The 24700-nt window shown below is 36.1% G+C and carries 20 protein-coding genes and 2 riboswitches; all 20 genes read left to right on the top strand.

The genetic code is table 11. The features are described from left to right. Positions 1-31 precede the first annotated feature (31 nt). The 20 genes from ACXAE4_RS00100 to ACXAE4_RS00005 all read left to right on the top strand — a co-directional run bounded on the left by ACXAE4_RS00100 (position 32) and on the right by ACXAE4_RS00005 (position 24402). Positions 32-2407 (top strand): phage NrS-1 polymerase family protein, encoded by a 2376-nt coding sequence (locus tag ACXAE4_RS00100; RefSeq protein ID WP_475235186.1) that lies wholly within the window; start codon positions 32-34, stop codon positions 2405-2407. Positions 2408-2803: 396 nt separating this feature from the next. Further along, positions 2804-3151 (top strand): hypothetical protein, encoded by a 348-nt coding sequence (locus tag ACXAE4_RS00095; RefSeq protein WP_475235185.1) that lies wholly within the window; start codon positions 2804-2806, stop codon positions 3149-3151. A 15-nt stretch (positions 3152-3166) separates the two neighbouring features. Continuing rightward, positions 3167-3628 (top strand): hypothetical protein, encoded by a 462-nt coding sequence (locus ACXAE4_RS00090; protein ID WP_475235181.1) that lies wholly within the window; start codon positions 3167-3169, stop codon positions 3626-3628. Continuing rightward, on the top strand, positions 3618-3809 hold the full coding sequence (locus tag ACXAE4_RS00085; protein ID WP_475235178.1) for a hypothetical protein: 192 nt from the start codon (positions 3618-3620) through the stop codon (positions 3807-3809). Before ACXAE4_RS00090 ends, ACXAE4_RS00085 begins: the two co-directional genes overlap by 11 nt. Then, a complete protein-coding gene (locus ACXAE4_RS00080; protein ID WP_475235176.1) occupies positions 3799-4593 on the top strand; it encodes a hypothetical protein in 795 nt (264 codons plus the stop codon). The genes ACXAE4_RS00085 and ACXAE4_RS00080 overlap by 11 nt, the downstream gene beginning before the upstream one ends. A gap of 219 nt (positions 4594-4812) precedes the next feature. Continuing rightward, positions 4813-5814, top strand: coding sequence for an AAA family ATPase (locus tag ACXAE4_RS00075; protein ID WP_475235174.1), 1002 nt, complete (start codon positions 4813-4815; stop codon positions 5812-5814). After that, positions 5804-8386, top strand: a complete 2583-nt coding sequence (locus tag ACXAE4_RS00070) for a S8 family peptidase (RefSeq protein WP_475235172.1) — start codon at positions 5804-5806, stop codon at positions 8384-8386. The genes ACXAE4_RS00075 and ACXAE4_RS00070 overlap by 11 nt, the downstream gene beginning before the upstream one ends. Positions 8387-8402: 16 nt before the next feature. Beyond that, the gene (locus ACXAE4_RS00065; RefSeq protein ID WP_475235170.1) at positions 8403-8549 is read left to right on the top strand and encodes a hypothetical protein; all 147 of its coding nucleotides are present in this window, start codon (positions 8403-8405) and stop codon (positions 8547-8549) included. Beyond that, complete coding sequence (locus tag ACXAE4_RS00060) at positions 8550-9218, top strand: DUF6338 family protein (protein ID WP_475235168.1); 669 nt, start codon at positions 8550-8552, stop codon at positions 9216-9218. A 281-nt stretch (positions 9219-9499) separates the two neighbouring features. Further along, positions 9500-10549 carry a GAF domain-containing protein gene (locus ACXAE4_RS00055; RefSeq protein WP_475235166.1) on the top strand — a complete coding sequence of 350 codons (1050 nt, stop codon included), beginning with the start codon at positions 9500-9502 and terminating at the stop codon, positions 10547-10549. Position 10550: 1 nt separating this feature from the next. Next, positions 10551-10754: a hypothetical protein gene (locus tag ACXAE4_RS00050; RefSeq protein ID WP_475235163.1), complete on the top strand. Its 204-nt coding sequence runs from the start codon at positions 10551-10553 to the stop codon at positions 10752-10754. A gap of 275 nt (positions 10755-11029) precedes the next feature. Then, positions 11030-11890: a LysM peptidoglycan-binding domain-containing protein gene (locus tag ACXAE4_RS00045; RefSeq protein ID WP_475235162.1), complete on the top strand. Its 861-nt coding sequence runs from the start codon at positions 11030-11032 to the stop codon at positions 11888-11890. A gap of 27 nt (positions 11891-11917) precedes the next feature. Further along, positions 11918-13219, top strand: coding sequence for a LysM peptidoglycan-binding domain-containing protein (locus ACXAE4_RS00040; protein ID WP_475235160.1), 1302 nt, complete (start codon positions 11918-11920; stop codon positions 13217-13219). A 544-nt stretch (positions 13220-13763) separates the two neighbouring features. After that, positions 13764-14111, top strand: coding sequence for a nucleotide pyrophosphohydrolase (locus tag ACXAE4_RS00035; protein ID WP_475235157.1), 348 nt, complete (start codon positions 13764-13766; stop codon positions 14109-14111). Beyond that, a complete protein-coding gene (locus ACXAE4_RS00030; protein ID WP_475235155.1) occupies positions 14104-15858 on the top strand; it encodes a DNA/RNA helicase domain-containing protein in 1755 nt (584 codons plus the stop codon). The genes ACXAE4_RS00035 and ACXAE4_RS00030 overlap by 8 nt, the downstream gene beginning before the upstream one ends. Before the next feature lie 761 nt (positions 15859-16619). Then, a complete protein-coding gene (locus tag ACXAE4_RS00025) occupies positions 16620-17570 on the top strand; it encodes an AAA family ATPase (protein WP_043977166.1) in 951 nt (316 codons plus the stop codon). A gap of 10 nt (positions 17571-17580) precedes the next feature. Then, positions 17581-18762, top strand: a complete 1182-nt coding sequence (locus tag ACXAE4_RS00020) for a DUF58 domain-containing protein (protein ID WP_289578661.1) — start codon at positions 17581-17583, stop codon at positions 18760-18762. Then, positions 18759-20951, top strand: a complete 2193-nt coding sequence (locus ACXAE4_RS00015) for a transglutaminase TgpA family protein (RefSeq protein ID WP_475235152.1) — start codon at positions 18759-18761, stop codon at positions 20949-20951. Before ACXAE4_RS00020 ends, ACXAE4_RS00015 begins: the two co-directional genes overlap by 4 nt. 39 nt (positions 20952-20990) lie before the next feature. Then, a riboswitch (purine riboswitch) is annotated at positions 20991-21092 on the top strand. 123 nt (positions 21093-21215) lie between these two features. Beyond that, the gene (gene guaA / locus ACXAE4_RS00010; RefSeq protein WP_028412703.1) at positions 21216-22745 is read left to right on the top strand and encodes a glutamine-hydrolyzing GMP synthase; all 1530 of its coding nucleotides are present in this window, start codon (positions 21216-21218) and stop codon (positions 22743-22745) included. 97 nt (positions 22746-22842) lie between these two features. Next, positions 22843-22944, top strand: a riboswitch (purine riboswitch). A gap of 132 nt (positions 22945-23076) precedes the next feature. Continuing rightward, positions 23077-24402 (top strand): NCS2 family permease, encoded by a 1326-nt coding sequence (locus ACXAE4_RS00005; RefSeq protein WP_098112440.1) that lies wholly within the window; start codon positions 23077-23079, stop codon positions 24400-24402. Positions 24403-24700 lie beyond the last annotated feature (298 nt).

The following is a 24700-nucleotide window of genomic DNA, read 5'->3' as shown; positions in this document are numbered from 1 at the left end:
GAGAGTATCTCCTGTAAAGGAAGGTGGATAAATGGTACTCAAAGTAGAAGAAAAAATAATAGCACCTAACTTTGAAACAATACCAAAAGAATTAAAAGATAAAAAACAATGGATACTTTGGAAGGCTGAGCTGAGAAAAGGTGGGACAATAGGAAAGATACCAAAGCAAATAAATGGCACTAATGCAAGTACTACAGATCCATCTACTTGGTCAAGCTTTCAAGATATTGAAGAAGTTTTTAAAAACGGTAGATATGACGGCATAGGATTTGTTTTTTCATCAGCGGATCAATATATCGGAATTGATTTAGATGGACATTACAGCGAAGGAAATTTTAATACAAAAATAGCACACTTATTAAGTGGTTACAGCTATACAGAAGTAAGTCCCAGTGGTACAGGGTTGCATACTATCTTTAAAGGGCTTTTACCAAATGATATTAGGCATAAGAATACAGTTGAAAAAATGGAAATATATGGTGAAGGTAGATTTTTCACTTTCACTGGAAGGGTTGTAGGAAATGGAACCATTACAACTAATGAAAATATAATCCTTAAATTAATTGAGAAGTATTTCTTAAAAAAGAAAAAAGTCTATAGCACCTATACAAGGAGCGGCCAGGCTTTTTGTATGGATCATATAGACGATGTGGAACTTCTCCATATTATGTTCAATTCCAAAAATGGAAAAATCATTAAACGTTTATTTAATGGAGATACCAATGAATATAACGGAGATCATTCATCAGCCGATCAAGCTCTTTGTAACCATTTAGCTTTTTTTACGTCTAAAAATGCAAAGAGAATGGATAACCTTTTCAGGCAGTCCGGCTTGTATCGTGACAAATGGGATAGAAAGACAGGGGCTTCGACATATGGACAGATAACCATCCAAGAAGCCATTGATAAAACTTCACGTACCTATAGATTAACCGAAAAAGTTAAACAAGACAATAATGGTGTGCAGATAATCAAAAATGAAAAGGAAGAGTGGGAAAGGCCTGTTTCTTTTGATGAATATGAGTTGCCAGTATTCCCTTCTAATATTTTTCCAAAATGGTTAAGCGATTATGTAGAAGGGGTAGCGGAAAGCACACAAACACCAAAAGATATGGCGAGTATGGGAGCTATATCATGCTTATCTATTGCTACAGCAAAAAAGTTTGAAGTTAGTCCATATGGTTCATGGGTCGAACCGCTTAACACTTATACAGCTACCTTAATGGGGCCTGCGCAGCGTAAAACTGCTGTATTTGATTTTATGATTAAACCTATTTTGGAGTATGAGCAGGATGAACGCGAACGTTTAAGAATAGAAGTGAGAAAGAGAAAGACAGAAATAGATGCACTGAAAAGAAGGTTGGAGGCAGTAAAAAATAAAAATGCTCAAAAGCCAGAGCCTAAATATGTGGAGGAAATGAAAAAGATTGATGAGGAAATTGAAAGCCTTGTAGAGCTTTATTTGCCCTCGTATGTTGTCGATGATGTGACGCCGGAAAAGTTGGTCCAACTTCTTAAAGAAAATAACGGAAAAATGGGGATTTTATCAGCGGAAGGTGGAATCTTTGAAATTATCAAGGGGAGATATAGTAAAGAATTAAATATGGACATATTTTTGAAAGGACACAGTGGTGATTATACTAGAGTCGATCGTAAAAATGGTTCTACAATGATAATTAAAGAACCGGCTTTAACAATTGGTATATTTGCACAGCCTGATATCATAACAGATCTTCCGAGGGCATTTAAAGGTAGGGGGTTAATGGCCAGATTCCTTTACTCATTACCAAAGGATTTTAGGGGATACAGGAAAATTAGGCCAAATGATATTTCCATAGAAGTAAGAGATCAATACATGCAGAATGTCAAAAGACTTTTAGATCTCCCTAGGGATGAAATTCAAAGGTTAACATTTACGAATGAAGCAGACGTTTTTCTACAATCGTTCCAGCAAGAAATTGAGGAAAGATTAAGGGATGGAAATGATCTAGCTGATATAGCGGAATGGGGTGGCAAGATTGTTGGTCAAATAATAAGAATATCAGCTTTGCTACATGTAGCTGAAAACATTATAAATGACAACGTTATACCAGAGAAGATTGCAACAGCTACAGTTGTGCAGGCTATAAGAACGAAGGAATACTTTATTAGCCATGCTAAAGCTTCTTTTGGTTGTATGAGTATAGATAAAGATTTAGAAAACGCCAAATACATTCTCGATAAAATTAAAGAAAAGTTTAAAGGGGAAACAGTTATATATCACCAAGAATTATGGCAGCTTGTTAAAAGAAGATTTGGTAAAGCTTCAGAATTAGATGGAACATTAGAAATCTTAGAAACTAGGGGATTCGTTAAGTCAGGGAAGGAAGGACGAAAAAAAATAATAAATATTAATCCTAAGATTTAGTTCCCTACTTCCCCTAATGCTACCGGATCTATAAAGACATAAGGAAACTTGATTAGGGAAACCGAAAGTATGAGATGGCCCTAATTTCCCTAGTATTTATTAATTAGATTCAAAGTTGGGAAATCTAATAATTCCTAAATTAGGGGATCTAGGTGCAATTAGGAACAAAGATTGTATTAGACAAAAATGGAAGGGAGAGCCGGTAAGAGGCTGTTAGGGGAATTAGGAGACGATTGCATGACATGTTTACTATTTTAGATTGCAATAAATTGAAGGGAAACTTTAATCGAACCAGTATCCCATGAAGATTAAACAGTAACTAAAAAGTATTCTTAGCAGAAACAATAGAGAAAAAATAAAAAGCTGCAGTGCAGACTTAGGATAGGAGAGGTTATTTTGAGTATTTTTCCATATGAACCAGATGAAATCATTAAAGGAGAAGTTAATTATACTTTTAAGGAGTTTAATGAGGATTTAATTGTTCTCCTTAAACTAGAATTCGGTAGTAATTATCATAAAAAAACATTTGACTTTATATCTACTTTATTTATTTCACAGCTAAATGGATTAGTCCAATCTGATGATACACATCTTGAACTTGTCGAGGTCTTTCAAGACGAGATAACAATTTTACAAGCAGTTTTTATGAGAACTTTCACTGAACAAATTAAACATGGTGTCCCCAAATCAACTGCTATTAAAATTACAAATGGGCTTTATCAAACAGCTAGAAAGTCTATTTAACAGGGGTGATAAGTAGTGCCACATGATATAAAAATTGTAGAGCGGTTTATGGGACTCAGGGCTAAAGGCGAAAGTTTTAGAAGGATTGCTGAAAAGTTAAAAGTAGGTAAACAAACATTAATAAATTGGGAAAAGGAGTATCGTGAGGAGATAGCCAATCGAAAAGCTGCTGAGTTGGAAGCACTCCAAGAAAAGTACTATTTGACGGTGGAAAGAAGAATCAAGTTCTACGGAGAAAAAATTTTAATGCTTGAAAATGAGCTCGCTAAGCGAGATTTAGAAAATATGGGAACAAAAGAAATATTTGATACACTACTAAAATACCAAGCAGAGCTGAAGGAGTTAGCTGTATCTCCTGTTTTTTTAACCGAAGGTGAAATACATGCTAGGCACACAGAACAGCAATTATTGGAGACCATAACAGAACCGCTGCAAGACCACTTTAAAGGAAAGGGGATGAATCGATATGGAACTTAACATCTGTGATTTTAACCTCTTACTAATAAAGACATACCAGCGATATAAAGAAGGCTATATAAGTGAACAAACAGCCTATAAGGAAGCATATATGTTAAATAGCATTATAAAATCAATTGAAGTGACGGAATTGGAAGCCAGATTGGAACGGATAGAGGGAGTTTTACAAAGTGGCAAGTAAGAAAAAAAATCGCGTCTTTCATGCAATATTAAAAAATGGAAGTGATTATGAGAAAGCCCTCCTTGTTGCTAATAGCAATGCTGAAAAAGCAACAAGTGAAAAGGGTTTTTTGACTGAATATGAGATAGGGGAACTAATGTCTACTATTCAGACCAATAAAGGGGCAAACATTTATAATACTATCATGAATATTGAAAATAATATTCGTTTAGCATTGTATGACATGGAGAATGAATATCGCTTTTTTGAAAGTCGCTTTTGGATGTATTACTTTTTTTACAACAGATACAGCTTAATCAATGAGATTCCTGACAGTTTGAATAGTTTTCTTTATAGGTATCCGGAGACAAGGGACTTCCTTTTAAAGTGTATGAAAATAAACAGCATGGAGTTTTTTCCAAGTAGTGAGGGGGTGTTTATTGAAGGAAGAATGAAGGCAGAAGTAAATGAGACGCGTGTCAAGGTAGCGAATAGTTTGGAGGCGGCTCGAATTCGAATTAAAACAGTAGTAGCCTGTATTAAAGATTACATGGATGAAAAGGGCGTTGTTATAGAAATTTATCTAAAAAAAATTCATGAACTGGAAGAAAAGGTAAGGCAAGCTGGTCTCCCGTTAGAAGATGAACACTACAGAGCTATCAATAAATCGAATAAAGAGCTTATGGACAGATTAGTTCATGAGGAGGGAATTATTATTTTCCTGGCTTATGACGATTTGCCAATTGAAAAAAAGTACTATCAGAAGTTTTATAGGCAGTTAATTGAAGAAGTTTATTATAAATGAAATTTTTAAATTGAGCTAAGAAAGTGTTAAGTCCTCAAGGTACCGTAAGAGTTAAGTTATGAGAATGTAAAGGGTGAAATCATAATGGTTTCATCCTTACATGTATTTAAATTATTAAAAAAAAATTTAGTTACGAACTAAAGTTCTCCCTTTTCGGGCATAAATGTTAATATATTGTTGTAGTATATACAATTTCCTTTTGTGAAAGGAGGATTAATTATGAATAGAGATTTGCTGAAGAGACTTTTTAAATCTATTTCTTTAAGAGATTTAGAGGAAATAAATTCTATGGCTAAAGTGATTATTGATCACGAATACGAATCTGGACATAAGAAGTTATCTAGTGAGCTTGAAAAGATTATAAATTCATCTAGAATAGTTGAAAAAAAATATAAAATGACGGACAATGAAAATAATGGCAATTTGCTGAATCCTTTGCCTAAAAATAAACGTCATAATTCACCATTAGTTATACATAAAGACCTATATGATTTAGAGCATGAGATGATATTACCAGAAACGGTAGAAAAGCGTTTTAATAGAATTGAAAAGGAATTTAGTTCGAAGGAAAAATTGGCACTATACGGATTGTTACATAAAAGAAAAATTATGTTATATGGTCCTCCAGGCTGCGGAAAAACCCTCGGTGCACAAAGGTTAGCTTGGAAATTGGGTCTTCCCTTCTACAAGGTAAGGTTGGAGGCAGTTCTTTCCTCTTATTTAGGTGAATCATCAGTGAATTTAAATGAAATTTTTGATATGGCCAATGAGAAGGCTTGTTTGCTTTTTATTGATGAGTTTGATTCCATTGCTTCTACGAGAAAAGCCAAAAATGACGTCGGGGAAGTTAAGAGAATTGTAAATAGTTTTTTACAGTACTTAGATGATTATAAAGGTAAAGGTATCATAGTAACTGCCACTAACTTAGCTGAACAAATTGACAGTGCTTTCTGGAGAAGGTTTGATGAAGCCATATATATGCCTAAACCAGGAGAAAGAGAAATCGAAAAGCTTGTGAAACTTACTTTAGCAAATTTTAATTATTTTATTTTTGACTGGTTAGAAATAATTGATACAGCTAAGGGTTTGTCAGCTTCACAAATAGTACAGGCATGTAGAGAAGCCGCCAAGACGGTAATACTTAACGGTGAAGAAGAAATAACTGAGGAAATTATTTTAGAGTCTTTACGCGAAATAGGGAGAGATATAGATGGCAACTGACTTTCCACACCTTTCTTTAAAACTAGTCCAGAATGCACCACCTCCACAACCAAAGGGGTTCGGAGGAAAGGATCCTAGAACCATTAAGAACAAGGAAAATAGGGCAGAACACGCAACGAAATTAATTAATTCGGTGGAGAAGATAAAACATACTTGGAAAGATACTATGGAAAATAGAAAAGATAATTTAAGTGTTAAACCGCCGGATATGCCAAGTGCAATACCACTTCACTTCAAGGTAGACACCAATGCTCTTCCTGTAGAGGAATTAAGGAAATTTGATATTGAAGTTATTGGAGAACTAGAAGATGGTTTTGTGATAGGTGCCTCTGATGACACTTTATTAAATACATTATCAAAAAAAATAGAAAAATTCTCTTCAGAAAAACAAAATAATGTCGCAGCCTTATGGGAAATTACAGAAGGTTTAAATTGGAAAATGGATATTTTGTCTCCACAACTTCTTGAAAAATACAATACTTTTAATGACAAAGATTTTTTGGTTTTAGATGTAGGCATTGCATGCCTTAGTACAATTTATATACCTGATCATCCTTCCAAGAGAAAAAAGCAGTACCAAGGAGATGAAGAAAGGTATCAAGCTGCTATTGATAGATGGAAAAAGAAGAGGGACCTAGCCTATAGGGATTGGAATAGTATTGCTAAAAAAAGGTCAGAAGATTTCACTAAGATCATTAATCAATACGGTGGAGAAATCTTATCAATGGAACGTGGGGAATTCAGTTCATTTTCATTTCTCCCAGATAGTATAAATTGCAGAATAAAAATATCTTTTATTTGTATGAAAGATTTACTTTTAAACTATCCTTTTCTTTTTGAAATTTCAGAAGTTGAAAGTATTGCTCACTCACATAATGTTGAGGAAGCTTTAGAAGAATTGGATATAACAGAAGTTGAAGTAGTTAAGCCGAGTGATGACTCTCCATATGTTTGTGTTATTGATAGTGGGATAGCTGAAAAGCATGTTTTATTAAAGAATGCTATTAAGTCATCTGATTCTAAAAGTTGGATAGGAAGCACGACAGATGTTGCTGATTATGTTGAAGGCGGAGGGCACGGTACTAAAGTAGCCGGGGGAATTCTGTATCACGAGAACATACCTTCCAGAAGTATAAGGCTAGAATTACCTTTTTGGTTACAAAATGCGCGAGTATTGGATGAGAATAATGAGATGCCAGTAAAACTAATCCCTTCTTCTTTATTAAAGGAAATAGTGGATTTATATTATAATGGGCCAACTAGAACAAGAATTTATAATCATTCAATCAATAGTCTTTCTCCCTATGGAAGTATTCATATGAGCCCTTGGGCTACAGCGATAGATCAATTAAGTTGGGAAAATGATGTTGTTTTTATTGTCTCTTCAGGAAATATTCCAATCGAGAATTCTTCTTCCTCTATAAGGTTAGGAATATTAGATCATTATAATTTAGGAAGGGAATATCCAGATTACTTATTAGAAAGTAGTTCGAGGATCTCAAATCCTGCTCAAAGTTTGCAGGCAATCACAGTAGGGTCAATAGGTCTTTATGAATTAACAGGAATAAATAAATCTTTCTCCAAAAAAAGTGAACCATCTTCATTTTCATGTACTGGACCAGGTATATGGGGAAGCGTTAAACCTGAAGTTGTAGAATATGGGGGAGATTTTGCTTATGACGGCAGTGTACCCCCTAATTTAAGTGTACAACCTCAGTTAACGCCTCTTTTAATTAGATCTACTATGTATGGTGGATTCCCTATAGGGAGGGACGAAATAGGAACTTCATTTTCTACCTCTAAGGTAACACATATACTAGCTAGTATTCAAAAGGCCTTTCCACTGGAAACCACTCTTTTTTATAGAACACTTCTAATTCAATCAGCAAGATGGCCAGATTGGGCAGAAGGTCATTCGAATAAAGAAAATGTTATAAGATCATTAGGTTATGGAATACCTAATAAAATTAGAGCAACTGAAAATGATCCTTATCGAGTAACCTTAATTACTCGTGGGGATAGGGAAATCAAAGGTAGACAGGTGCATGTTTACGAAGTCAAAATTCCTGAAGAATTGTATAAACCTTCTAGTGAGCACAAAATTAGAATTGATATTACCCTTTCCTATAAAGCACAACCAAGAAGAACAAGGAGAAATAGAAAGAGATATTTATCTAAATGGCTGGAATGGCAAACAAGTAAGGAAAATGAACCAACTAATGAGTTTTTAAAGAGAGTCATAGATATAGCCGAACAAGATGAGGATTATCCAAGTGAGGAAGAAGGTTCTGAGCTATTTAACTGGATGATCAGGGAAAGAGATAGTTGGGGGCAAATTAAAGGAATTAATAGAAATGCGGGTACTGTTCAAAAGGACTGGGCAATTATAGAATCAAACAAGCTAAGAGAAGGATTTTGTATAGCGGTAATTGGCCATCATGGATGGAACAGCGAGCCGGATGTTGAAGTACCATATTGTTTATCAGTTTCATTCGAGTCAATCAATAAGGATGTAAAGTTATATGAATTAATTTCGGTAGAAAACACTGTTGAAGTTGATGTTATTGTTTAAATAGGGGGGATAATACATGGATAAGAATAAGGAAAGAGAAGAATCAGAAAGTGTAATTAAGGGCTCCTCACTTAAATACAAAAAACCCACACCAGAAGAGGAGAGAAAATTTGATATCTTCTTAGGTCTAGAAGAAGATAGCCCTGAAGAAGAGGAGAAATAAATGGTACCAACTTATGCGCAAATCATTTTTATTATCATATTAATAGTCCCTGGCTTTGCAGCTATAAAGATATATCAAAAGTTAATACCATCAAGGAAAAAGGATACTTTTGATTTATCTGTTTCAAGTATTGTATTAACTTTATTTATACATGGGATTTATACCACTTTCTTTGCATTTAAATATAATGATAAAGTCAATATTATAATTCAAGATCTAACAAAGCATAAGACAATTTCATTTACTTCATCTAAATGGATACTAATTTATTTTAGTATATTAATAGTTATCATAATTCTTGTGGGTTTTCTTCTTGCGTTTTTTAAGAATAGAGGAACTACCTACAAGTGGGCAAAAAAATTGGGCTTTCAAACCTCTAATTTTGATAACCTGTGGGATGAATTATTGTATATTTATAACGTGTCAAATAAGGCCCCTCTTGTAGTTATAGAGTTTGAAGATATTGTTTATGCAGGAACAGTCCACAGATCTTCATTTGGTTTTGGGGGCAATGAACATAAAGAAATAACTTTATTAAAACCCAGCTCCAAAAAAGTTGAAGAGGAAAAATTTCAAAGGTTAGATGTTTCGTTGATTTATCTTGATTTAAAAGAAGTAAAAACTATTAAACTTTTTAATGGTGAAGTATTAATAGATAGTAAGATGTAAGTACTAAGTTTCCCATTTGTATAAAATAAAAAGCGTCCCTCTTCTCTGAGGAGGGATAATTCCTATTATATCTGATGCCTTAGAGAAAATACTTACGATATTGTAATCTCTCTCTGAGCTTTTTAATTTTTTACATAATCATTGGGAACTTATCGTTTTATGTAAAAAGTATACATTGAAATTATTAATTATTTTAATTTTCAAAATAATTAATAAAAATGAAGGGGATTAGTTAATAAGAAGCGAATCTAAAGAATATATATAGATAGGAGTGGGATTCCATGTCCCAACAACAGGAAGAATCGGCTAAGGTAACAGAAAATGATACTACGAGGTATTATTTTAAACGAATTTTTGCTGGGCTAATAGCGCCCCTCTTTTTATGGTTTTTATCAATGGCGATCGTAAGTGCAATAACTTCATCTGTGGGAGGATTAAATTGGGCAAAAGATGCCATAAAAGGTTTTAGTTTTGCGGATCATCCACTTTTGGCTATATTTGTAGTATTACTAGCGTTTCTCGGTCTCTTTTATGTAATACCTAACGCCGCAGGCTGGTTAAATAGCTCTACTACAGTTCCTTTTCCAGGATTTAGTTTTATGCCGAATCCATTATTCTCGGAAGAATATAAAGCTAGGCATCCTTTTCCGAATACAAAAGTTGCTTTGAAAAATTATGAAAATGTTAGTAATAAAGCTAAACAACTTGAAGAAATTAGTATAAAAATGAATGCTTTACATCAAAAGACCGCAACCACTATATTAAATATTAATCGGTTACAGCAGTCCTTAAATAGAATGGTAGGAGAGGAGACTATAGTTTATGAAACAAATCTTTTTTTAAATGATGTAGCGAGTGAGATTTGTACGAGTGTTATGGATGGGGACTCCAATAAATCCTGTTCTATTATGCTAGTTCGAGAGAATAGTCTCTTTATAGCCGGCTATGCAAGGGTCCGTTCAGAGTCTCGTCGAGATAATCGATTTTCAAAAGGTTCTGGTTTTGCTGGTACAGTGTGGCGAAATGGTCAACCTGATATATGTAATGATGTTGAAAAGGATGGTCGTTTTAATGGGAAACCTAACCGAGCATATAAATCAATAATTGGTGTACCAATTTATGATATGGGGAATATAATAGGTATAATCTGTGTGCAAGATTCAAAAAAAGACGCGTTTGTTGAGGATGACATAGTTTTAATACAGAGCTATACTGAAGTTATAAATCTATTTTTGACAGTCTACTCTAAATATGAAGAATTTAGGAAGAGAGTATCAGGATCAAGTACGCAGGTTGAAGTAGCAGCGACTACAGAGGGAGGTGGGGATTGATATGATAGGAGAGGTAAAAAAGCAGATCCCAAGTATTAATAGCGACTTATTGAAAGTGAAGCTATCCCATAATATAAACTTAGAGGGAAACGATGTTGAAAATGTTCCTAATTTTAACAAATGGTTTCAATTAGCTGAAGAATCAAATGAAATTATAAAGGCGCTTCAGCAACAGGAAAAGAATTTCAAAATGTTATCAAAGTAAGAAAAATTTTTATAATGTTGATTTAAATGAAAGAACGTAAAAAACATTATCTTAACGGTGCTTATTTTAAACCTTGGTTCTCCAAGCGTTAAGTATTAACATTTCAGGGCTCTCAACCTCTATTGGTTGGGAGTCTTTTTGTTCTTATTAAAATAGATGGAAAGTGACTTATATATGTTGTGTTGTTATTATCATTTTTGGTTTTTTATTAATTTACCTAATAAGTTATATTTTTCGATAAATGAATTATACATGGAAAGGGAGGTGTTCGAATCATGTATTATAGAGTAAAACCAGGGGAGTCACTTGATCATATCTGCCATAGGTTTCAAGTTAAACAAGAGGAGCTAATGGCCGCTAACCAGATGATAGCTTCCACAGTGACTCCGAATCAATTACTTTTCATCCCACTCTATTCGGTAAGAAAAAGTCTTAATTTGAAGACAGATGAGGCTATACTAGGGGGTGAGTTAAACGAGAACAATGATTGGCGGCAAATTATTCCTCAGTCGACATCACAAATACCTGGTTTGTGGCCAGAAGATACTAGGAAAGGCCATAAAATTGCCGTATTCAGAGCGAAAGATATTAACAAGGATATTCCCATATACAATTCAAGGGCAGCTTTTTTCTTTATGAGCAAAATGGCGGTGGAAAAGACAGGTTGCTTTTCTATTTGCGATCATTCAGTCCGCCCATGTGGAGAGTGTTTTAAGAGTGAATCGACTCCCTTCTATGTTATGCCGCATAATACAAGTTTTGCCAGCTTGGGTGACTATGGATTAGTCATCAACACAAGGACAAAAAAAACCTCATTCGCAATTTGTGCAGATTGGGGTCCTAAACATGAAGCCATCACGATTGAAACGGGCACGAAGTTTTCAGGTAAAATAGGTGAAGGTTCTATTTTTCTTGGTAAGCAGCTCCAAATTAAAGATATTGACCCGAACCCGTTGAAGGCATTCGAGCCTTTTGGAGTATTATATATCATCTTCCCAGGTTCAGCAGCTAACGGTGTGAGAACAATAAAGAGTGTTGAGGAAATAAAAAGGGATGCACAGCATGCTTTTGAAAAATGGGGTGGTATGAAACAGGCCAGGTTCGTACTGAAAGAGCATTATAATATCGATTATTAGCAGTTGTTGAATAAAGGAGGAAGGCTGATGTGGTATATCGTTCAACCAGGAGATTCCTTGTCCCTTATCTCTCGTAGGTTTGTCGTGCCAGTGCAGAAATTAATCCAGGCAAATTCGATATTCAATGGTGTAATCTATATTGGCCAGTGGCTTTTTATTCCTTTACCTTCGAGGGCCACTGTGACCTATACTATAAAGGTGGGAGATACGTTAAACTCCATTGCTCAACAATTCAAAACCACCAAGGAAGCCATCATGCGACTGAATAATTTAGAAAATGATCTTGTCGTTCCGGGACAATTGTTGCAAATTGAGACCCGGTACAATCATGATACCTCTCACTATAATCTAACAGAAACTGTCTTAACAGACCAGGATTCTCAAACTGATCATTTAATGAGACCTGTTCAAAAATATAAAGTGGAACTTGGAGATACCTTAGACTCTATTGCTATTAAATTCAATACTACTAAACAGGCCATCATGCAGGAGAACCAACTGGCTGGCGACGTAATAAGAGCAGGACAGACTCTTACTATAAGTACCACAATCGGAAGAGTACATCATTCCATTAAACGAATTCCTTCATCCCCATCCACAATATCACCTTATAAAATAGAGTATATGACTTTTATTGATGACGGCTTGCAAGCAACGCTTAAGGTATGGAAGGCAATAGGTAAAAAGGAACCACAGGCCTTTTTCTTTGTTGGTAAACTGGCTGTAACTGCTGCCGGTGCTCCAAAAGCCTTCCATCAGAATAGCGACTTGGCATTTGAATTTCTGAACAAAGCTGGCATAGAGGGGTACTGGTGGGGTCTGGTAACAGACTCTTCAGCAAATCCAATCGTGCAGGGGGAAAATGATCCTGCTCCTGGATACTATATCTCTAAAACTGCATTATCAGATTGTAGAAAGCCTATTAAAGACCAAACGAGATATTTGGATGCGACTGTAATCCCATATATTGCACTACCTGCACGTCACATGATGGAAGCTAAGATTGGCGATTTGTGCGCAGTCATTAATACGTTAAATAATAAAATCAGCTATGCAATTGTGGGTGACATTGAGCCGGATAATTCCATAGGAATTGGTTCCATAGCTGTTGCCGAAAAGCTTGGTATTCCCTCAAGTCCCAAGACAGGCGGGGTTGAGGATGGAATTTTATATATCATATTTGTACAGAGTGGTGATAATGCATGTACGCCTAAAACCTCCCAACAGATTTCAGAACAAGGTGAAGAATTATTTAAACAATGGGGAGGAATGAAACAGGTTCAAACCCTTTTTGATAAATTTCCGCTTAGCTATAAAACGACTAATTAGTAAAATTGTGAGGAATTGGTAAATGTGTTCTTCATTCATTTCTTATGCGGCCTTGTTAACGAGATCCGTTAGAGGGCTTAATAGCAGCCAATAATACAGTAAAGTGGAAATCGTAACAAAACCAAATTAAGTCCAAATAAAGACCGATTATGTCTGATTCTATTCAATTTTAATGAGCGATACCTGAAACATAGGCATCGCTTTTTCAATTTAACTAAAGTAGTTGAAGAAACAATAACTAAGGATCAATTTTTGTATTCTTTTAAATTTCCAATCTTCAGCAATTGGGTGCTTTCCTGTAGAAAGAATTTAGCGCTTATTTCCACTTTAGGTCCAGGCTGTTTAGAGTCGCTTAGTAAGATAAATGGATATTGTGAATAAATGTACTTAAACTAAAGGGACAGAATAGTTGAAGAAGGAAGGTTCGTAACATAAACTAAATATGTACATAAATATGGAAGGCTTGCTAGGAAAGAAACCTATATCTGGTTCAATAATTAAGAGGTAGGTAACATTCTCTGGAAGGTATGAAAGGAAATTAATTATGAGTGAATCAATGAAGCGGATAAATCATTTTAGAGATGAGCGCAACTGGCGGCAATTTCATAATGAAAAAGACCTGGCCATTTCCATCTCTTTAGAAGCAAATGAATTATTGGAATTATTTCAATGGAAAACACCAGAGGAATCCAAGGAAAATCCTGAGCGACTTAAAGAAGAGCTGGCAGATGTGCTGATATACTCTTATATGATGGCTGATAATCTAGGATTTGATATTGATGGAATCATCGCAGAAAAATTGATTAAAAATGCCGAGAAATATCCAGTTCCCAAAAGCTTTGGTCAAAAAAAGAAATATAATGAATTGGATGGTGGATTAAGCAATGGCTAAGTACCACTGTATAACATTGAAAGTGAAAAATGGAGAATTAGAAGGTTTCGATAAACTTCGCCAGCCTGAACAAAATATTCTTATAAATAGGAATGTCGTTTATATCTACAAAGGGTCGAAGTCGAAAAAGATTTACATTGGACAAACGAAACAATTTACGGTGCGGAATAAGCAACACTACAATGGTAAAGATGAAAGATTTAATAATGCAGATTTTGACCAAGTAATGATTCTTTGTTCAGTCTATTTAGATGGCGGTGCAGCCTTATATGATGTCGAAAGCCAGCTAATAACCTACTTTATGGCGGAGAATTCAAACTCTAGAAAGCAACTGGTTCATTATGACAATGATGATATTACTAATGGAAATAAGGGTTACAGCGTCAATCCCTACCGAGACCAAGAGAAGGTTGCTACAGAAGTCGTTTTGCCTTTTTGGGAAAAAGAGCTATACCCTAATGGATGGGTAAGCACGCCGACTTTAAAGGAGTTGCGCAATAAAGCACTGGTCAAATATAGCCCAATCAAAGTAATTACAGGGCAACAAATATGCTATCTTAAGGAGATTGTATCAAATCCCGATAAAAGCTTTGTGATTAATGGTGATGCAGGTACTGGCAAAACCGTGTTACTGACTCATTTAGTCGCTAAGCTGTTAAATGATAAACCTAATCAGCGAATAGCAGTCGTTTTGCAAAATAACTGGATTCAAACGGGCAAGCACATCTTTAGAGTATATGGAATGAACAACAGTAACCTGACAATTGCTACTCCGACATCACTGATTAATGCGGATGAAAATTATGATGTTGTAATTGTTGACGAATCTCATAAGCTTTCCAGAAAATTTGGAAAGCAAAATCCATCTTTTAATAGTGTATATAAAGGAAGATTTCCCCAGTATAAGAACCACTTGGAGTGCTTAAAAAAGTTAGGCCGTCAAATTGTGTTAATGTATGACGTACTGCAAGCTATTCGTCCTGCCAATATGACACGTGCGGAATTTAAGGAAGCAACCGCAGATTTTGAAAAGAGATACTTAACAACGCAATTTAGAATCCAAGCTCCAAAAGGCAAGAAATATACATCAGAGGATTTCGTAAATGGCATAAAATATCTTTTGTATAAGGATACAGGTCTATTAGAACTTGAAGAAACGAATTTTAACTCAGATTTCAACAGAGCTGTGTTTCATGATAGTGATGCGGATGCTTATTTTGGATATTTTGAATCTGAACCTTTAAAGAATCTGATTGATTGGGTAGAAGAGGACAGAAATTTCCATCCTGAACATATAAACCGCGTGCTAGGTGGATTAGTTGAACCTTGGAAGCAGGCTGATGGCAAAGACCCTTTAATCACTCATTGGCATGAAGGAAATATCAAACGAAGATGGAATTCTACTCAAGAAAATTGGATTTATTCAGAGGATGCCGATGCTGAGGAGCAGATTGGCTCCGTTTTTGCAGTTCAGGGAATCGATTTGAATAAAGTCGGCGTTTTAGTCGGCAATGATCTTCAAGTCGACGCAAATGGCCGGTTATTTGGTGATCCAGAGAATTTTCATAATATAAACGGCAAGTTCTCCAAAGGTGATGAAAGTCCGGAAAATGCACAAGAGTTTACCTTATTTGTATTGAATATTTACTATATTCTGATGACTAGAGGAATTGACGGGATTCGGCTGGGATTCTGGAAAAATGATGCATTTAAAAATTATATGAAGGAAATATTGGAGATTGAATAAGTACCTGAACCTTTGGTTCAATAGCAACAATAATTAGGAAAAAAACCTATAGTAAATATAGTTTTAAAGAGATATAGTTTTTAGATGGTCTAGTATCCGAACACGAGGAGCTTAAATATAAAGGTGATTTAATAAAGAGACTTTTGGAACAAGATATTGAAGTGATTAGCTTTTCCAACGGAATCTACGGTATAAATAAACAATTAATATATCCGTTAAAACAGTGGGGACATGGAGTATTCATTGAAAAGGTCCTACCCTATGCAGAGAACTATCCTCATATTCTTTGGAACGTATCAGGTAAAATATGAGATTTAGAAGAACTAAAGTTAGAATCCTTACCAAACAATTTGACATTTTCACTCGTAGAGCACTTATACCAGACCTTTATAAAAAAATTCTATAAATCTGGTTGCTATGAAAAAGGGTAAGGAAAAATACCCTACCCAATGATCATAAAAAATGCTCATAGTTTTGCTCATAGCAGTTTTAACTTCTGTTTTAATTTATTTTACATAATAAATTAAAACCCTATAGAATCAATGATTCTATAAATTTATTTTCTTCTATTATATTGCTTGATGAATGGGCGGCATGATGTAATCACTGCCCTACCTAAAAAAGCGACCAAGTACTCACTTGGTCGCTTTTTTGCGTGCATTAATATTTTCAGATTTTTTTAAAATTTGTTAAGATAGTACTATGTTTATTGAAAAACATACTAAACTCAAGGCTTAACTGAGTTTTAAGGGGGAGCTTTATTGATTCAGCTGGATCATATTAATAATAAATTAAATCAAGTATTAGAAAACATCGATCAAATTGTGATTGGAAAGCGTCAGGTATCTACGTTGAGTTTGGTTGCTTTGCTTGCAGAGGGGCATATTTTGCTTGAAGATGTGCCGGGTGTGGGGAAAACGATGCTCGTGAAGGCACTGGCCAAATCGATTGATGCAGAATTTAAACGAATTCAATTCACGCCCGATTTGCTGCCGTCCGATGTAACAGGTGTTTCTATTTACAGTCCAAAAGACATGGAATTTCATTTTCGTCCAGGTCCTATCATGAGCCATATTGTGCTCGCTGATGAGATTAACAGGACTTCTCCTAAAACACAATCGGCGCTTTTAGAAGCAATGGCTGAGCATCATGTAACAACCGATGGTATCACCCGGGAAATTCCAGCGCCTTTTTTTGTGATGGCTACTCAAAATCCTGTTGATTTTGATGGGACCTATCATTTGCCGGAAGCGCAGCTGGATCGATTTTTATTCAAATTAAGCATGGGGTATCCTACGCAGGAAGAGGAGCTTCAAATTTTAAACGGCGTATCGACTCAAGTTAATCTTGAGGATGTCAAACCCGTCATGAGCATTCCAGAATTAGTACAGGCTCAAAAAACTGTAAGCAGTATTTATGTAGATGATGCGATCAAGCACTATATCATCGAAATCATTCGCAAAACGCGCTCTCATCCACATGTTTCGTTAGGTATCAGTCCTCGTGGAACGGTTTCCTTTATGAAGGCCGTTCAAGCATATGCTTTAGTGAAGGGAAGAGATTACTGTCTTCCTGATGATGTTCAAGAGCTTGCTTCGTATGTGTGTGCACATCGATTAATGCTAAGATCTGATACCCAGTACAGCGGCTTAACAGCGGATGATGTGATGAAGCAAATTATGGCTGATACGAAAGTACCTGTTAAAAGGTAAGAGGTACTTTATGAAACAGTATATAAAAGTGATATGGAAATGTAGGGACTGGTTCGTTTTATTCTGCATCTTTGCTGCTACGTTTTCGTACGCGATGTTTCAAGGGGGCTTTGTCAGCTGGTTTTTATTTTATAGCTTCTTACCTTTTGGATTATATGCGGCAGCCGTTTTGCTTTATCCGTTAAAGAAGTGGAATGTTACTCGTGATGTGAAGCTACAGCCTCGATTCGCTGGAGATCATCTTTCGTATGACATTCATATTACACGCTCCTCGGGTTTTCCTGTTTATATGGCAGCAGTGAAAGAGGAGAGTAACCTTTTAGATCAAGAAGAAAGAACAATTTATCCGCTTTTTCAACGAAACGCTGTTATTCCGTATGAAAGATCGTTTGTAGAAAGAGGAGAATATGAATTTTTTACGATTTCGATTGAATTGAGTGATTTATTAGGAATTGTAAAAAAGAAGGCATATTATCCGCTGCAGCAGCGGTTTATCGTGTATCCTCAAATCCATGAGATAGATATCCCGTTTCTTTTAGCGGGAATAGAAGAAGGAAAAAATGAAGTTTCCGCTGGAAATCAATCTACTACGTTAGTGACAGGCATTAGAGAATACCAGCCGGGTGACCGATTAGGATCTATCGATTGGAAGGCGACGGCTCGTAAAGCTACGTTGATTTCTAAAGAGTTTGGTCATTATCATGAACGGAGTATGATTATCATTGCAGATGTTATAAGCTCTCTATACTTTGAAGAACGAATGAGCTTTCTCGCATCCATGCTCATTCATGAAGAAACCAAGCGTAAAAAAATCGATTTTCTTTTAGCTGGAGATGCACTTTTTTCACCAAAAACCTCTGAACAAAGTGAGACTGGTAACCTGTTGTATCACTTAGCGCGTGCACAGCCTGTTAACAACCGAGCGTTCGAAACAGAATTTAAGAGTATTGCCATTCAAAAGCAGCATTCTTTTATGGTCATTGTCAGTCAAGTTACAGGGACTCTCATTGGGCAGGTTCAATCTAAGCTGAGTCTGCATGCTAAGGCATCAATAATTGTCGTTAAAGATGAAGGAGCAGGGCTTAGTGACGAAGAGACGGTTATTGTAAATGGAATACAATCTTCTGCTTTAACGATTGAAGTTGTTAATATTCCTCTATCATCTAAAGGAAGTGAGGGCGGAAATAAGTGAATAAATCAGCTTTGTATGTAAAAAACATCTTATTGTACGCGGGAGCATTCTTTTTATTAGTGGAATGGCTTCTTCCTTTAAATGAAGTGACGGATACCAATCAAATTCAGTACTTTATCTTGTTTGTTGCTTACTGTTTTTTGTGTTTAACGTTTCGCTTGCCGTTTATCGTGATGACGTTAGGGAGTATATTGTTTATTTTGTTTTCGCTTCACAATCTCTATTTCCAAGGAGCCTTCTTTTCTTCAGACTGGCTTCCGAGACTTTTGGAGATTCTTCAGTCAGATGCGCAAAGTATCATGCAGTGGAATATAGCGAATTTATCATTTGAAATGAGGAGCACTTTATTTTTTGTGCTGCTTTGGATTATGGCTTATTTAATTCAATATTGGATCTTTTATCAAAAAAGAATTTTCTTCTTTTTCTTCTTAACCATTTTGTATATTACCGTGTTGGATACCTTTTCTACTTACGATGCGGGAGCTGCTATTATTCGCGTGACGATTATCGGATTTTTATTAGTAGCCATGCTTCGCATAAATCCTGAACGTATAAAAGCTGCGAGCACTGAGCGTTTAGAAAATAGAAAACGATCGTTTCTTTTTCTAGGCAGCTTTTTAGCTATCGTCATTGTGCTGGCTTATCTCGCTCCTAAACCAGGGCCGCAGTGGCCATATTCCGTACCTTTTATCACAGCGCATACAACAAATCAAGGACAGGGAGAATCTGCAAACGGTCAACGAATTGGCTATGATATGGACGATTCTAAATTGGGGGGATCGTTTGTCAATGATGATACGGTTGTATTTACAGCTAAAGTAGAGGATGAGCACTATTGGCGTATTGAAACGAAGGATGTGTATACAGGTAAGGGCTGGGAGCTGTCTAAAGAGGAAGAAAAAGTGCCTTTCAAAGGGAATGAAAACTTACTCCCTCAATATGATTCAAGTGTTGCAGGAGAAGTAAGAAAAGCAGAAGTTACCTATTCGCAGCCTTCTGTTCATCTTATGCATGTTCCTCAACTGCTGTCTCTAACCTTAAAAAATGGCATTCAAGCCGATGTTACACCGACAAATGAAAAATTATATCCTTATCAAAATGATAAACTTGTTACTGTTCAATCGTATGAGCTAACGTATAAATATCCTGTGTTTGATACCGGGCTTCTTCAGCAAGCAGAGGAGAAAAAGCCAGAGAGTCTAGAGAATAATAATGAATTTATAGCAAGGTATACACAGCTTCCTGCTAATTTGCCAAAACGAGTAAAGGATTTAGCTCGTACGATAACAAAAAATAAAAACAATCGCTATGAAAAAGCGAAAGCCGTTGAAGAATACTTCCGATCCAATCCATATGTATATGATACTGAAAATGTTCCAATTCCTACGAAGAATAAAGATTATGTGGATCAATTTTTATTTGATACAAAAAGAGGATACTGTGATAACTTCTCTACTTCTATGGTCGTGCTGCTTCGTTCATTAGATATCCCTGCTCGGTGGGTAAAGGGCTATACAGAAGGTGATGCCACCGTCATTTCAGGAAGTAGTAAGTGGACAACCTATGAAATTACACAAAATAATGCTCATTCTTGGGTCGAAGTCTATTTTCCAGGAGCGGGCTGGGTACCTTTTGAACCAACAAAAAGTTTTTCTAATCCTTATGATTTTGTAGATAGCCAACCTAACAACTCTAGTGAAAATAGTCAAAGGGAAGAAGAGAAACAAGAAACGCAAGTCAAGGAGCAGCCTAAGAAGAAAGAGCTTCCGGCACAAGAGAAAAGAGAGAAAGAAAAAACAGCTTCTCTTCAAAATGCTAAGTTGTCTATGAAATGGAAAGTGCTTTTCTACGGACTGATTGTAGTTATGTTAATAGTAATATATCTCAATCGATTTAAATGGTTTTTACCTTTTTATATCTCTTTTTATAAAAAGAAAGAGAGTGTGGAAACCTTTGAATCAGCGTATGCTTTTTTACTTAAAAGACTCGCTGCAAATGGACTAAAACGGCAAGAAAATCAAACGCTGCGCGACTTTGCAGGAGAAGTAGACGAAAAATTAAATACGGTAAATATGCTAAAATTAACGGAAAAATACGAGCGGGTTTTATATCGAAATGCAGATTCCATAAAAGAATGGAAAGAGTCGATTGAATTGTGGGAAAATTTAATCAAAAAAACGAGTTCTTGACCATTGTTTCGCGGATTGATAGAATATTCTCGAACTTACTATAAATGTTTCGTATACCTTCATATATCCTCGATAATATGGTTCGAGAGTCTCTACCGGGTCACCTTAAACGATCTGACTATGAAGGCAGAACAGTCTATTTGACGATAAACGTCGTGCTCAACTAGACTTCTGCCTTTGTTTTTTGAGGGAGAAGTCTAGTTTTTTTTATATTTTAGGGCATAATAACAAGTGATTATTTACACATTCGGAGAGGTGAACAAGATGGAAGGCATGATTGTTGTATTAGATTTTGGTAGTCAATATAACCAACTGATTACGCGTCGCATTCGCGAGTTCGGAGTATATAGTGAATTGCATCCGCACACAATTACAGCAGAAGAGATTAAAGCATTAAATCCAAAGGGAATTATTTTCTCTGGAGGCCCAAACAGTGTGTACGGTGAAAACGCATTTCACTGCGATGAAAACATTTTTGAATTAGGTATTCCTGTTTTAGGTATTTGTTATGGAATGCAATTAATGACTCATCATTTTGGCGGGAAGGTAGAAGGTGCTAGCCATCGTGAATATGGTAAAGCAGCGATTAACGTACAAAACGATTCATTAATGTACCATGAGTTGCCAAAAGAACAAGTTGTTTGGATGAGTCACGGTGATTTAGTTGTAGAAACACCAGCTGGTTTTGAAGTGGACGCAACTAGCCCATCTTGTCCAATTGCCGCAATGAGTAACAAAGAAAAGAATATGTACGGAGTGCAGTTCCATCCAGAAGTTCGCCATTCAGTGCACGGTAACCATATCTTAAAGAACTTCGTGTTTGAAGTATGTCATGCTGAAGCAAACTGGTCAATTGAGAACTTCATTGAAGTTGAAATGGATAAAATCCGTGAAACAGTTGGAGATAGAAAAGTACTTTGCGCACTTAGCGGCGGAGTAGACTCTTCGGTAGTAGCTGTATTAATTCACAAAGCAATTGGTGATCAGTTAACATGTATGTTCGTAGATCACGGTTTATTACGTAAAGGTGAAGCTGAAAGCGTAATGGAAACATTTAGCGAAGGCTTTAATATGAACGTAATTAAAATCGATGCAAAAGATCGCTTCTTAGAAAAATTAAGCGGTGTATCAGATCCTGAACAAAAGCGTAAAATCATCGGTAATGAATTTATTTATGTATTCGATGACGAAGCTGCTAAATTAAAAGGGTTTGATTTCCTAGCTCAAGGTACGCTATACACAGATATTATCGAGAGTGGGACAGCTACAGCTCAAACGATTAAATCTCACCACAATGTAGGTGGATTACCGGAAGATATGCAGTTCAAACTAATCGAACCGTTAAACACGCTATTCAAAGATGAAGTACGTGCATTAGGTTCTGAATTAGGTATTCCTGATAACATCGTTTGGCGTCAGCCTTTCCCAGGACCAGGTCTAGGTATTCGTGTACTTGGTGCAATTACGGAAGAGAAGTTAGAAATTGTACGTGAGTCGGATGCTATTTTACGTGAAGAGATTGCAAAAGCAGACTTAGAGCGCGATATCTGGCAATACTTTACGGTTCTTCCTGACATCCGCAGTGTAGGTGTAATGGGAGATGCTCGTACGTATGATTACACAATCGGTATTCGTGCTGTTACATCGATTGATGGTATGACTTCTGACTGGGCGCGTATTCCTTGGGATGTGCTTGAAGTTATCTCAACGCGTATTGTAAACGAAGTTAAGCATATTAACCGCGTAGTGTATGATATTACAAGTAAGCCACCTGCAACAATTGAATGGGAATAATATGTAAGAAAACCGAACAAACGAACATTCTTTTATAAGAATGTTCGTTTTTTGTTGACTTTTTTAAAAAGTTAATGGTAGGATAGTAACATAAAACAGCGAGATATAGCTTTAATGTCGTATAATCTTGGGGATAAGGCCCAAAAGTTTCTACCGAGCTACCGTAAATGGCTTGACTACGAGAAAGTAATACATGTATGTATAAAAATCTTTTGTTTTTTGCTCATACATTTCTCTTTTAGTCGATTTTATGCCTTTACGCGCCATAGTGTAGAGGCATTTTTTATGGCTTGCCTAAGTGCATGCGGCTTCTATAAAGGGAGGAAAAAACGTGAAGAAGTATTTTCGTTTTGAAGAGCTGGGTACTAGCTACCGAAAAGAGTTTATAGCTGGCCTTACAACTTTTCTATCTATGGCTTACATTTTATTTGTTAATCCATCTGTGCTATCACTAAGTGATGTAAAGGATCTACCTGACAGTATGAGAATGGACCAAGGGGCTGTATTTACAGCTACTGCTTTAGCGGCAGCTTTGGGATCAATTGTTATGGGAGTGCTTGGTAGATATCCAATTTCATTAGCTCCAGGTATGGGATTAAACGCATTTTTTGCTTATACAGTTGTTCTGACGATGGGAATTCCATGGCAGACGGCTTTAACGGGTGTTATGATATCAGGTGTTATTTTTATTCTTTTAACATTAACAAGCCTGCGAGAAAAAATTATTAATTCTATTCCTATTGAATTAAAAATGGCTGTTGGAGCAGGTATTGGTTTATTTATTAGTTTTATCGGTATGAAAGGTGCGGGAATCATCGTCAAAGATGATGCCACATTCGTTGGACTGGGTGATTTGACGAACCCAACAACATTACTTGCGGTTTTTGGTATTGTAATTACTATTGTATTAATGGTGCTTCGAGTAAATGCAGCTGTATTTATCGGTATGATTGTAACGGCTGTAGCAGGTATGGCTTTTGGATTAATTGATACACCTGAAGCAGTGGTTTCATCGGTTCCTAGTCTTGACCCGACGTTTGGGGCAGCTTTCCAAAATATCGGTGATATCTTTACTGTAAAGATGCTAGTCGTCATTTTAACTTTCTTATTCGTTGATTTCTTCGATACAGCAGGTACGATGGTTGCTGTAGCGAGTCAAGCTGGGCTTATGAAAGATAATAAGCTTCCGCGAGCGGGCAGAGCGTTATTGGCAGATTCTAGTGCGATTGTAGTTGGTGCTGTTCTTGGTACCTCATCAACAACAGCTTACGTAGAGTCTACGGCTGGAGTAGCAGCGGGCGGACGTTCAGGATTTACTGCAATCGTAACGGCGGCGTTTTTCTTAGTTGCACTGTTCTTTTCTCCGTTGTTAGCGGTCGTAACACCAGCTGTTACTGCGCCAGCTTTAATTACGGTAGGAGCTCTGATGGTGTCAAACTTAGGAGAAATCAATTGGAAAGAGTTCGAAGTGGCAGTTCCGGCATTTTTCACGGTGATCATGATGCCATTAACGTACAGTATTGCAACAGGCATTGCGGTTGGCTTTATCTTTTATCCTATTACAATGTTATGCAGCAAGCGTGGAAAAGAAGTGCATCCCATTATGTATGCTCTCTGTATCATCTTCATACTCTATTTCGCGTTCTTAGCAGAATAGTTTAAATAAAAAAGCTCAGTTTAATGACTGGGCTTTTTTTTTATGGTAAGATAAGAAAACTGCATAGCGGCTAGATTGCTATTGTAATAGAGGTTAATTGGTTACTTTACTGAAGGTTTACTTCATTAACTTTTTTATTTATAAAGTTTTTTAGAAAAACGATTGACTCTATATATTATATATGGTAAATTATTAAATGTCGCTGATGAACAGCGCAGTTGAGAGAAACATCTTAAAAAAGATGTTGACATCAAAATAATAGAATGTTATACTAATAAAGTTGCTTCAGAGCAACGGT

It is taken from the genome of Priestia sp. ABM2_011 (assembly GCF_056158845.1).
Note: the sequence above shows the minus strand (reverse complement) of the source record. Positions and strands in the feature narration are given on the sequence as shown.

What these genes read in the sequence shown, in the direction of transcription:
- ACXAE4_RS00040 (WP_475235160.1), top strand. Translation starts at nt 11,918, where the DNA reads ATGTGGTATATCGTTCAACCAGGAGATTCCTTGTCCCTTATCTCTCGT.
- ACXAE4_RS00065 (WP_475235170.1), top strand. Translation starts at nt 8,403, where the DNA reads ATGGATAAGAATAAGGAAAGAGAAGAATCAGAAAGTGTAATTAAGGGC.
- ACXAE4_RS00075 (WP_475235174.1), top strand. Translation starts at nt 4,813, where the DNA reads ATGAATAGAGATTTGCTGAAGAGACTTTTTAAATCTATTTCTTTAAGA.
- ACXAE4_RS00060 (WP_475235168.1), top strand. Translation starts at nt 8,550, where the DNA reads ATGGTACCAACTTATGCGCAAATCATTTTTATTATCATATTAATAGTC.
- ACXAE4_RS00100 (WP_475235186.1), top strand. Translation starts at nt 32, where the DNA reads ATGGTACTCAAAGTAGAAGAAAAAATAATAGCACCTAACTTTGAAACA.
- ACXAE4_RS00085 (WP_475235178.1), top strand. Translation starts at nt 3,618, where the DNA reads ATGGAACTTAACATCTGTGATTTTAACCTCTTACTAATAAAGACATAC.
- guaA (WP_028412703.1), top strand. Translation starts at nt 21,216, where the DNA reads ATGGAAGGCATGATTGTTGTATTAGATTTTGGTAGTCAATATAACCAA.
- ACXAE4_RS00045 (WP_475235162.1), top strand. Translation starts at nt 11,030, where the DNA reads ATGTATTATAGAGTAAAACCAGGGGAGTCACTTGATCATATCTGCCAT.
- ACXAE4_RS00050 (WP_475235163.1), top strand. Translation starts at nt 10,551, where the DNA reads ATGATAGGAGAGGTAAAAAAGCAGATCCCAAGTATTAATAGCGACTTA.
- ACXAE4_RS00070 (WP_475235172.1), top strand. Translation starts at nt 5,804, where the DNA reads ATGGCAACTGACTTTCCACACCTTTCTTTAAAACTAGTCCAGAATGCA.
- ACXAE4_RS00020 (WP_289578661.1), top strand. Translation starts at nt 17,581, where the DNA reads ATGAAACAGTATATAAAAGTGATATGGAAATGTAGGGACTGGTTCGTT.
- ACXAE4_RS00030 (WP_475235155.1), top strand. Translation starts at nt 14,104, where the DNA reads ATGGCTAAGTACCACTGTATAACATTGAAAGTGAAAAATGGAGAATTA.
- ACXAE4_RS00055 (WP_475235166.1), top strand. Translation starts at nt 9,500, where the DNA reads ATGTCCCAACAACAGGAAGAATCGGCTAAGGTAACAGAAAATGATACT.
- ACXAE4_RS00035 (WP_475235157.1), top strand. Translation starts at nt 13,764, where the DNA reads ATGAGTGAATCAATGAAGCGGATAAATCATTTTAGAGATGAGCGCAAC.